The following is a 10,021-nucleotide window of genomic DNA, read 5'->3' on the forward strand; positions in this document are numbered from 1 at the left end:
GCTCGGGCCGATCAGGTCTGTTTGGAATGAGCAAGGTGGCTGTTCGGTCCGAGCGGTCTATGGAACACTGGCCGCCTTTCCGTCCAGTGTTTCTGTGCATGCCGGCTCAAGACGACCCCCTTATCGATCGGTTCCTCGACGCTCTTTGGCTCGAAAAAGGACTGTCGGACAACACCCGCGACGCCTATCGCAGCGATTTAGCGCTATTCAACGGCTGGCTGGGCGAGCGCAGTGTGCGTCTTGTCGATGTGGGTCGGGACGCCATTCTCGATCACCTCGCCTGGCGCCTGGCTAACGGCTACAAGGCTCGCTCAACCGCGCGGCTGTTGTCCGGGCTTCGCGGGTTCTATCGATTTCTGTTGCGCGAAGGCTTGATCACGGTCGATCCAACGCTGCGAGTGGATCTGCCGCAGTTGGGGCGCCCACTGCCCAAGGCGTTGTCGGAGACTGATGTCGAATCGCTGCTGTCGGCGCCGGATATCGTCGAGCCGCTGGGGCTACGCGACCGGGCGATGCTCGAAGTCCTCTATGCAACCGGCCTGCGGGTCACGGAGCTGATCGAACTTCGTCTTGAGCAGATCAATCTTCGCCAGGGCGTCTTGCGTACCTTCGGTAAAGGAAACAAGGAGCGCCTGGTGCCTTTGGGCGAGGAGTCCATGCACTGGCTGGCACGCTATCTTCGCGACGCCCGTCACGAGTTGCTCAGTGGCAAGGCCAGCGATGTGGTGTTTCCAAGCCGACGAGGGGATCTGATGACAAGGCAGACGTTTTGGCATCGAGTCAAACAGCATGCCCGGCAGGCCGGAATACCCGTGTCGATCTCTCCGCACACACTGCGTCACGCATTTGCTACTCACCTGCTCAATCATGGAGCGGATCTTCGGACCGTGCAGATGCTCCTCGGCCACAGTGACCTGTCGACTACCCAGATCTACACGCACATTGCCCGCGCCAGGCTGCAGGAGCTCCACGCGCAACACCATCCGCGTGGTTGAGCGGCTGACGTTAGAAGATGCGGTGCAGGCCACAAAGCCGATGAGCGAAGACCTGTCGCCTGCATCAGGCGTCAGGGGCTATGTTAATCTGCCGGCCTTCCCTCGATCGTAGTCGCCAGGAGATTTCATGCGCGTGAATCGTATTTTTGCTGCCGTTGCCCTGGGCCTCGCCAGCTCCGTTGTCCTGGCCGCTGACGCTGAACAGGCAATCCGTGAGTCGCTCAACGCACTCCAGCCCGATATGCCCATCGAGGCGATCGCCGAAAGCCCCATGAACGGTGTTTATCAGGTTCAGCTGAAGGGTGGGCGTCAGCTCTACGCGAGCGCGGACGGTCAGTTCCTGATTCAGGGCTATATGTATCAGTTCAAGGACGGCCAGGCGACCAACCTGACCGAGCAGGCGCAGAGCCGATCCGTTGCGAAAGCGATTGACGCTGTTCCAACCAGCAAGATGGTGGTTTTCTCGCCTGAAAATCCGAAGACCCATATCACTGTATTTACCGACACCGATTGCGGCTACTGCCAGAAGCTGCACAGTGAAGTAGCGGAGCTGAACCGTCTTGGCGTCGAGGTTCGCTATATGGCCTTTCCGCGGCAGGGGATGGGCAGTCACGGTGCCAACACCCTGACCAGCGTATGGTGCGCAAAGGATCGTCAGGCTGCGATGAACAAAGCCAAGGCACGTGAGGATGTACCGGCCGCCAGCTGCGACAACCCGGTAGCCGAGCAGTATGAGTTAGGCCAGCTGATCGGCGTTCAGGGCACCCCGGCAATTATCCTCGCGGATGGCCAGATCATCCCTGGCTACCAGCCGGCGCCGCAGCTCGCCGAACTCGCTCTGAAAGCCAAGTAGCCGCCTGGACAGCCTCTTCTGTCGCGAAGAGGCTGTCCATTTCAGCTGCGGCTGAACTGTTTCCCCCCTCGCGTTCAAAGCCAGAAGGCATATTGAGGAGGTGGAGAAAATGAAGCTCGAAGGTTCCTGTCATTGCAAGGCCGTTCTTTTTTCTGTGGAGTCGGCCGAACCCTATCCGTTTATGCGCTGTTATTGCTCGATCTGTCGCAAAACGGCAGGGGCGGGCGGCTATGCGATCAATCTGGGTGGGGATCACCGGACGCTTACGGTGCATGGCCGCGAAAACCTGAGCATCTACCAGGCCAGGATGGTCGATGCCAAAACCGGCGCGGTGCGTATCAGTGATGGGCAACGTCATTTCTGCAAGCTGTGTGGCAGCGCGCTCTGGTTGTGGGACCCGAACTGGCCAGACCTGGTGCATCCACATGCCTCAGCAATCGATAGCGACCTGCCGAGCCCGCCCGAGTCGACACACCTGATGCTGGCGTCGAAGGCGTCGTGGGTCGAGCCGCAGCTGGGGCCAGATGATCGTTGCTTCGATGAATATCCGGATGAGTCGCTTGCGCAGTGGCACCAGCGGCTGGGGTTGCAGAGCAAGTCCAGCTAGTAGCCGGTCCGCCAAGCGCTGCCGATTTGACTAAAGCTCCTGTGCTTCGTAATGTGCGACTCTTTTGTTCGGCCGCCGTGTAGGGCCGTCCGTTGGCAATGGGGAGTGCAACTTGAAACCGGTGAAAGTTGGCATCTGTGGGCTGGGAACCGTCGGTGGCGGTACCTTCAATGTGCTCGAGCGCAACGCAGCGGAAATCGCGCGCCGTGCTGGACGTGGAATCGAGGTCGCGCAGATTGCGGCTCGTCATGCGAACCCCAAGTGCAACACCGGTGACACCCCGATTACCGCCGATATCTTCGATGTCGCCAATAACCCCGAGATCGACATCGTCGTCGAGCTTATTGGGGGCTATACGTTAGCCCGCGAACTGGTGCTCAAGGCCATCGAGAACGGCAAGCATGTGGTCACGGCAAACAAGGCGCTGATCGCCGTGCACGGCAATGAGATCTTTGCCAAGGCGCGCGAGAAGGGCGTCATCGTAGCCTTCGAAGCCTCGGTAGCCGGCGGTATCCCGATCATCAAGGCCATTCGCGAAGGGCTGGCGGGCAACCAGATCAATTGGCTCGCCGGGATCATCAACGGAACCGGTAACTTCATTCTTACCGAGATGCGGGAGAAAGGTCGGACCTTCGAGGACGTACTGAAGGAGGCTCAGGAGCTCGGTTATGCAGAGACCGATCCGACCTTCGACGTCGAAGGCATAGACGCCGCCCACAAGCTGACCATCCTTGCCTCCATTGCCTTCGGCGTGCCGCTGCAATTCGATAAGGCCTACACCGAAGGGATCTCCAAGCTGACCACGGCTGACGTCAACTACGCTGAGGCGCTGGGCTACCGCATCAAGCACCTGGGCGTCGCGCGCAGCACTGCCTCAGGCATCGAGCTGCGCGTCCACCCTACGCTGATCCCGGCCGATCGCCTGATCGCCAACGTCAATGGCGTGATGAATGCGGTGATGGTCAACGGTGATGCCGTCGGCTCGACCCTTTATTACGGCGCCGGTGCCGGCATGGAGCCGACGGCTTCGGCTGTGGTGGCGGACCTGGTGGATGTGGCCCGTGCGCTGACCACCGATCCGAACAACCGCGTCCCGCACTTGGCCTTTCAGCCGGACTCGCTCTCTGCTCATCCGATCCTGCCGATCGGCGCTTGCGAAAGCGCCTATTACCTACGCATTCAAGCCAAGGATCGCCCGGGCGTGTTGGCTCAGGTCGCCACTATTCTGTCGGAGCGTGGCATCAATATCGAATCGATCATGCAGAAGGAGGCCGAGGAGCAAGACGGGTTGGTTCCGGTCATCCTGGTCACGCATCGAGTGGTCGAGCAGCGAATCGACGACGCCATCGCAGCACTTGAAGCGCTTGCCGACGTGGTGGGCAACGTGGTGCGGATTCGTGTCGAGCAACTGAACTAACTCAGCAACGTCGGGCTGCTCTGGTGGCCCGCAGTCAGCGTCCAACGTAGGTTTGAACAATGCGCTACATCAGTACCCGTGGCCAGGCCCCCGCCCTGAATTTCGAAGACGTGCTGCTTGCCGGGTTGGCCAGTGACGGCGGTCTATACGTGCCGGAAAACCTGCCGCGCTTCACCGTCGAGGAAATCGCATCCTGGTCTGGGCTGCCATACCATGAGCTGGCGTTCAAGGTGATGCGCCCGTTTGTTACCGGCAGCATTCCGGATGCTGACTTCAAGCAGATCCTGGAAGAAACCTACGGCGTGTTCGCCCATAGTGCGGTCGCACCGCTGCGCCAGCTGGACAGCAACGAGTGGGTGCTCGAACTCTTCCATGGCCCGACCCTGGCGTTCAAGGACTTCGCCCTGCAGCTGCTGGGTCGGCTGCTCGACTATGTGCTGGCCAAGCGCGGTGAGCGCGTAGTGATTATCGGCGCTACATCGGGCGATACCGGCTCGGCAGCGATCGAAGGCTGCCGCCGTTGTGACAACGTGGATATCTTCATCCTCCACCCGCATAACCGGGTCTCCGAAGTGCAGCGTCGGCAGATGACGACCATCTTCGGCGACAACATCCACAACATCGCAATCGAAGGCAACTTCGATGACTGCCAGGAGATGGTCAAGGACAGCTTCGCTGACCAAGGCTTCCTCAAGGGTACGCGGCTGGTAGCGGTCAACTCGATCAACTGGGCGCGGATCATGGCTCAGATTGTTTACTACTTCCATGCGGCGCTGCAGCTTGGCGGTCCGGCCCGTTCGGTGGCGTTTTCCGTTCCGACCGGCAACTTCGGCGATATCTTCGCCGGCTACCTGGCGCGCAACATGGGCCTGCCAATCAGCCAGCTGGTGGTGGCGACCAACCGAAATGACATCCTCCACCGTTTCATGAGTGGCAACCGCTACGACAAGGACACACTGCACCCGTCGCTGTCGCCCTCCATGGACATCATGGTGTCCTCCAACTTCGAGCGTTTGTTGTTCGATTTGCACGGCCGTAACGGCGCTGCGGTCGCCGAACTGATGAGTGCATTCAAGGCCAGCGGCAAGTTGTCTGTCGAGGAGGAGCGCTGGGTTGAGGCACGCAAGCTGTTCGATTCGCTGGCCGTAGACGACGCACAGACCTGCAAGACTATCGCCGAGGTGTTCACCAAGACCGGCGAGTTGCTCGATCCGCACACGGCGATCGGCGTCTATGCTGCGCGCGAGTGTCGCCGCAGTCTGGCGACACCAATGGTTACACTAGGAACTGCCCATCCGGTCAAGTTTCCTGAGGCGGTGGAGAAGGCCGGGGTTGGCAAGGCGCTGGAGTTGCCGGCGCATCTGGCTGACCTGTTCGAGCGTCCGGAGCGTTGCACTGTGCTGAAGAATGATCTGAAAGTCATGCAGGCGTTCGTCACCGAACATGGCAATCGCGGCAAGCCGCTGTAAGCGACCAGCAGTAACAAGAAAGGCCAGTCTCACGACTGGCCTTTTTTCGTTAAGGGCGAAGGACGATGCCGAGATTACTCGTCGAACTCTTCCCAGCCGCCCATTTCCCTCCAGCGATTGACGATGCCGCAGAACAGCTCGGCGGTCTTTTCTGTGTCATAACGCGCAGAATGTGCTTCGCGTCCGTCAAAGTCGATGCCGGCTGCCTGGCAAGCCTTTGCGAGAACGGTCTGGCCATAGGCGAGGCCGGCCAGCGTCGCGGTGTCGAAGCTGGAGAACGGGTGAAACGGATTACGCTTGATGTCGCAGCGGGCAATCGCCGCGTTCAGAAAACCGAGATCGAAGCTGCTGTTGTGACCGACCAGAATGGCGCGTTTGCAGCCGGCTGACTTCACTGCTTTGCGCACGCTGCGGATGATCTCGTTCATCGCCTGCGATTCGGGGACCGCCATGCGCAGCGGGTGGTCGAGCTTGATGCCGGTGAACTCCAATGCGGCCGCCTCGATATTGGCGCCGGCGAAAGGTTCGACACGGAAGAAGAGGGTGTCCTGCGGGTAAAGCAGACCTTGCTCATCCATGCCGATGGTCACGGCGGCGATTTCCAGCAGTGCGTCTGTGGCGCAGTTGAATCCACCGCACTCCACGTCAACAACGACTGGCAGGAAGCCGCGAAAGCGTCTCGCCATCGGCGAGCGTGGCTTGCCTGGTTGGTTGCCTTCCAGCTCGTCGTCAAACTGATCGTCGCTCATGCTTCTGCCTCCAGCCGCCACTGCAGGGTTTCGCCTGCACGCAAGGGCACGACGTTGTGCTCCCCGAACGGCAGGTTGGCCGGCACACTCCAAGACTCGCGGATCAGGGTGATGGTATCGGTGTTGCGCGGCAGACCATAGAAATCGGCGCCGAAGTGACTGGCAAAGGCTTCCAGACGATTCAGTGCGCCGCGCTGCTCAAAGGCCTCGGCATAGAGTTCGATCGCAGCGAACGCGGTGTAGCAACCGGCGCAACCGCAGGCGTTTTCCTTGGCATGCTGGGCGTGAGGCGCCGAATCGGTGCCAAGAAAGAATTTCGGGTTGCCACTGGTAGCCGCATCGAGCAGCGCTTCCTGATGAACGTTGCGCTTGAGAATGGGCAAACAGAAAAAGTGCGGGCGGATGCCGCCCACCAGCATGTGGTTGCGGTTGTAGAGCAAGTGATGAGCCGTGATGGTGGCCCCGACATTGCTGCTGGCAGCCTCGACGAACTGCACTGCGTCGCGCGTGGTGATGTGCTCGAACACCACCTTGAGGCTCGGGAAGCGCTCGGTGACGCGGCTGAGCTGCTCATCGATGAAGTACTTTTCGCGATCGAAGATGTCAATTTCCGAGCGCGTCACTTCGCCATGGACCAACAGCGGCAAGCCAACCTCGGCCATGGTCTCGAGCACCGGGAAGATGTTGTCGATGCGGGTGACGCCGGATGCCGAATTGGTGGTGGCCCCGGCCGGATAAAGCTTGGCGGCGAATACATAGCCACTGGCTTTGGCAGCGCGCACATCTTCGGGCTGCGTGCCGTCGGTGAGGTAGAGCACCATCAGTGGCTCAAAGGCGCTGCCAGCAGGGCGGGCGGCAAGGATGCGCTGGCGATAGCTGTCCGCCTCGCTAGCATTTCGGACCGGCGGGACCAGGTTCGGCATGATGATGGCGCGCGCGAACTGGCGTGCAGCGTCTGCCACGGTGTGTGGCAGCGCTGCGCCGTCGCGCAGGTGGATGTGCCAGTCGTCGGGGCGCAGTAATGTCAGTCGGTCGGACATGCAGGGTTCCAGGCGGTAAAACGTGCGGGAATGCTACCGGAAACGCGGGAAAAAATCGCTGCAGGCGGGACCTTGCCATGCAACGGGCGATGATGCGGTGGGCACGACCTGGGCCGCGGCGGGTTCAAGTTTTCGGGGTCGGCACCGATACCCCGGTTGAATGTCGTTCACCGTGGAGCCCTACGTGCGCTTGCGCCTTCTAGTGATTGCCTGTCTGTTGGCTTCCCCAGCCAATGCCCTCACGTTCCAGACTCGTCTGGAGCGTGCGCAGTGGCAGGTGGAAGGCGATCAGTTCGAGTGTCGGTTAACGCAGCCGGTCGCAGGGTTTGGATCGGGTGAGTTCGTACGGCGAGCGGGTGAGCAACCAACTTTCCGCTTGCAGTCGCCGGATCGCTGGCTGGGCAACGGTTCAGCCACGCTGCTTGCGGCAGCCGCGCCCTGGCAGCCGAGCCGTGGCGATATCAATCTCGGATTGGTTTCCGTAGTCGGCGGCGATATTCCGTTCAACAGCACCTACCTGCAAGCCGGCCGCCTGTTGAGTGGTCTTCTCGAAGGCCGCAGCCCGGTCGTGCGTCACCGGACCCGGCTTGGTGATGATGCGCTGGAAGTGCGGCTGTTGCCAGTGCGCTTCGGCAAAGCCTACGAGGACTTTCGCAGCTGTGCGGCCAAGCTGCTGCCGGTCAACTTCGAGCAGATTCGCACGTCGCAGGTTGGATTCCCCGCCGGTGACGTCGCGCTCGACGCGTTGGGCCAGGCCAAACTCGACATCATTCTGCAGTTTCTCAAGGCCGACCCCAGCGTCAACCGCATCCAGCTCGATGGTCACTCCGATAACAGCGGCAACCGGCTGACCAATCGCGACCTGTCCCGTCGCCGGGCGCTGGCGGTCGAAGAGTATCTGATCGGCAATGGGGTTCCCAAGGAACAGATTACGCTGCGCTTTCACGGCGAACGCTACCCCATCGTTCCCAACAGCAGCGAGGCCAACCGGGCCAAGAACCGGCGGGTGACTATGCGTCTGGAGCGCGGGCCGGCGACCACCACCGCGGCAGCAGAGGGCGGTACACCTTCGTCCTGAAGGCGAGCGGCGCTTACGCCCCTGTAAAACAAACGTCGCGACCAGTAGAATCCCCGCTTTCCTTACAATCCCGGGAGTGGATGGCAATGGCCGACGTAAAGAAGGTAGTCCTGGCGTATTCCGGTGGCCTGGACACCTCGGTGATCCTCAAGTGGCTGCAAGACACTTATAACTGCGAAGTGGTGACCTTTACCGCCGACCTCGGTCAGGGCGAGGAAGTCGAGCCTGCTCGTGCCAAGGCCAAGGCCATGGGCGTCAAGGAAATCTACATCGACGATCTGCGCGAAGAATTTGTCCGCGACTTCGTCTTTCCAATGTTCCGCGCCAACACCGTTTACGAAGGCGAGTACCTGCTGGGTACCTCCATTGCCCGCCCGCTGATCGCCAAGCGTCTGATTGAGATTGCCAACGAGACTGGCGCCGACGCCATTTCTCACGGCGCCACCGGCAAGGGCAACGACCAGGTCCGTTTCGAACTGGGCGCCTATGCGCTGAAGCCGGGCGTCAAGGTCATCGCGCCGTGGCGCGAGTGGGATCTGCTCTCGCGCGAGAAGCTGATGGATTATGCCGCCAGCCACGAGATCCCGATCGAGCGTCACGGCAAGAAGAAGTCGCCGTACTCCATGGATGCCAACCTGCTGCACATCTCCTATGAAGGCGGCGTGCTGGAAGACACCTGGACCGAGCACGAAGAAGACATGTGGCGTTGGACCCGTTCGCCTGAGACGGCGCCGGATACGCCGACCTACATAGAACTGACTTACCGCAAGGGCGACATCGTTGCCATCGATGGCAAGGACATGACCCCGGCCGAAGTGCTGGCCTATCTGAACAAGGTCGGTGGCGAGAACGGCATCGGGCGCTTGGACATCGTCGAGAACCGCTACGTCGGCATGAAGTCGCGCGGCTGCTACGAGACCCCGGGTGGCACCATCATGCTCAAGGGCCACCGCGCCATTGAGTCGATCACCCTAGACCGTGAAGTGGCGCACCTGAAAGACGAGCTGATGCCCAAGTACGCCAGCCTGATCTACAACGGCTACTGGTGGAGCCCTGAGCGCAGCATGCTCCAGCAGATGATCGACGCCTCGCAGGTCAATGTGAACGGTGTGGTGCGTCTGAAGCTCTATAAGGGCAACGTCATCGTCACCGGCCGTAAGTCGGACGACTCGCTGTTCGACGCCAACATTGCGACCTTCGAAGACGATGCGGGCGCCTATGACCAGGCCGATGCGGGTGGCTTCATCAAGCTCAATGCGTTGCGCATGCGCATCGCCGCGAACAAGGGCCGGACGCAGTTCTGATAGAGACTGCTACGCAGCCTGACCATAACCCCGGCCGCGAGCCGGGGTTATGCTTTATGCACCGCTGATTAGGAGAGATACCCATGAGACTGCTGCATACCATGCTGCGAGTGGGCGATATGGAGCGATCCATCGCCTTCTATACCGAAGTGCTGGGCATGACGCTGCTGCGCCGCAAGGATTACCCGGAAGGCAAGTTCACCCTGGCATTTGTGGGCTACGGTGACGAAGCACATAACAGCGTGCTGGAGCTGACCCACAACTGGGGCGTCGAGAAGTATGACCTGGGAGACGGTTACGGCCATATCGCGCTGGAGGTCGAAGACGTCTACAAAGCCTGCGAGGATATCCGTAGTCGAGGCGGCAAGATCACCCGCGAGCCGGGGCCGATGAAACATGGCACCAGCATCCTGGCGTTCATCGAAGACCCGGATGCACCCCAAAGTTTCCACTAATTTGACACCCTTCTAAAGTGTTCTATTTATGGACAGGTCGCTCAGCAAATGAGA

The 10,021-nt window shown here is 60.5% G+C and carries 10 protein-coding genes; 8 read left to right on the plus strand and 2 right to left on the minus strand.

The annotated features are described in order from the left end of the window. The first annotated feature begins 98 nt into the window (after positions 1-98). From xerD to thrC, 5 genes are all read left to right on the plus strand, one after another. Complete coding sequence (gene xerD / locus ACSSNI_RS16885; RefSeq protein ID WP_200639755.1) at positions 99-995, plus strand: site-specific tyrosine recombinase XerD; 897 nt, start codon at positions 99-101, stop codon at positions 993-995. 127 nt (positions 996-1,122) lie between these two features. Further along, a complete protein-coding gene (locus ACSSNI_RS16890; protein ID WP_200638660.1) occupies positions 1,123-1,848 on the plus strand; it encodes a DsbC family protein in 726 nt (241 codons plus the stop codon). A gap of 109 nt (positions 1,849-1,957) precedes the next feature. Next, a complete protein-coding gene (locus ACSSNI_RS16895; protein ID WP_200638661.1) occupies positions 1,958-2,455 on the plus strand; it encodes a GFA family protein in 498 nt (165 codons plus the stop codon). Between the two features lie 112 nt (positions 2,456-2,567). Further along, a complete protein-coding gene (locus tag ACSSNI_RS16900; RefSeq protein ID WP_102835718.1) occupies positions 2,568-3,872 on the plus strand; it encodes a homoserine dehydrogenase in 1,305 nt (434 codons plus the stop codon). A 59-nt stretch (positions 3,873-3,931) separates the two neighbouring features. Beyond that, positions 3,932-5,341, plus strand: coding sequence for a threonine synthase (thrC, locus tag ACSSNI_RS16905; RefSeq protein WP_200638662.1), 1,410 nt, complete (start codon positions 3,932-3,934; stop codon positions 5,339-5,341). Positions 5,342-5,415: 74 nt separating this feature from the next. Here thrC and rnt read toward each other — a convergent pair whose 3' ends face one another. Both rnt and pyrC read right to left on the minus strand, forming a co-directional pair. Beyond that, positions 5,416-6,090, minus strand: a complete 675-nt coding sequence (gene rnt, locus ACSSNI_RS16910) for a ribonuclease T (RefSeq protein WP_064481720.1) — start codon at positions 6,088-6,090, stop codon at positions 5,416-5,418. Continuing rightward, positions 6,087-7,130, minus strand: coding sequence for a dihydroorotase (gene pyrC, locus ACSSNI_RS16915; RefSeq protein ID WP_102835720.1), 1,044 nt, complete (start codon positions 7,128-7,130; stop codon positions 6,087-6,089). The genes rnt and pyrC overlap by 4 nt, the downstream gene beginning before the upstream one ends. A gap of 184 nt (positions 7,131-7,314) precedes the next feature. On the opposite strand from pyrC, the gene ACSSNI_RS16920 reads away from it, so the two are divergent. The 3 genes from ACSSNI_RS16920 (at position 7,315) to gloA (ending at position 9,967) form a co-directional block, all read left to right on the plus strand. Beyond that, entirely contained in the window at positions 7,315-8,208 is an 894-nt protein-coding gene (locus ACSSNI_RS16920) for a flagellar protein MotY (RefSeq protein WP_200639756.1), read from the plus strand. A gap of 86 nt (positions 8,209-8,294) precedes the next feature. Beyond that, complete coding sequence (locus ACSSNI_RS16925) at positions 8,295-9,512, plus strand: argininosuccinate synthase (protein WP_073301413.1); 1,218 nt, start codon at positions 8,295-8,297, stop codon at positions 9,510-9,512. Between the two features lie 83 nt (positions 9,513-9,595). Then, positions 9,596-9,967, plus strand: a complete 372-nt coding sequence (gene gloA, locus ACSSNI_RS16930) for a lactoylglutathione lyase (RefSeq protein ID WP_200638663.1) — start codon at positions 9,596-9,598, stop codon at positions 9,965-9,967. Positions 9,968-10,021: the final 54 nt, after the last annotated feature.

This window comes from Stutzerimonas tianxiuensis (genome assembly GCF_053470365.1).

Bases quoted from the DNA above. Each gene is read 5' to 3' on its own strand.
- pyrC (WP_102835720.1), bottom strand. From the start codon at position 7,130: ATGTCCGACCGACTGACATTACTGCGCCCCGACGACTGGCACATCCAC.
- gloA (WP_200638663.1), top strand. From the start codon at position 9,596: ATGAGACTGCTGCATACCATGCTGCGAGTGGGCGATATGGAGCGATCC.
- rnt (WP_064481720.1), bottom strand. From the start codon at position 6,090: ATGAGCGACGATCAGTTTGACGACGAGCTGGAAGGCAACCAACCAGGC.
- ACSSNI_RS16890 (WP_200638660.1), top strand. From the start codon at position 1,123: ATGCGCGTGAATCGTATTTTTGCTGCCGTTGCCCTGGGCCTCGCCAGC.
- ACSSNI_RS16895 (WP_200638661.1), top strand. From the start codon at position 1,958: ATGAAGCTCGAAGGTTCCTGTCATTGCAAGGCCGTTCTTTTTTCTGTG.
- ACSSNI_RS16925 (WP_073301413.1), top strand. From the start codon at position 8,295: ATGGCCGACGTAAAGAAGGTAGTCCTGGCGTATTCCGGTGGCCTGGAC.
- xerD (WP_200639755.1), top strand. From the start codon at position 99: ATGCCGGCTCAAGACGACCCCCTTATCGATCGGTTCCTCGACGCTCTT.
- thrC (WP_200638662.1), top strand. From the start codon at position 3,932: ATGCGCTACATCAGTACCCGTGGCCAGGCCCCCGCCCTGAATTTCGAA.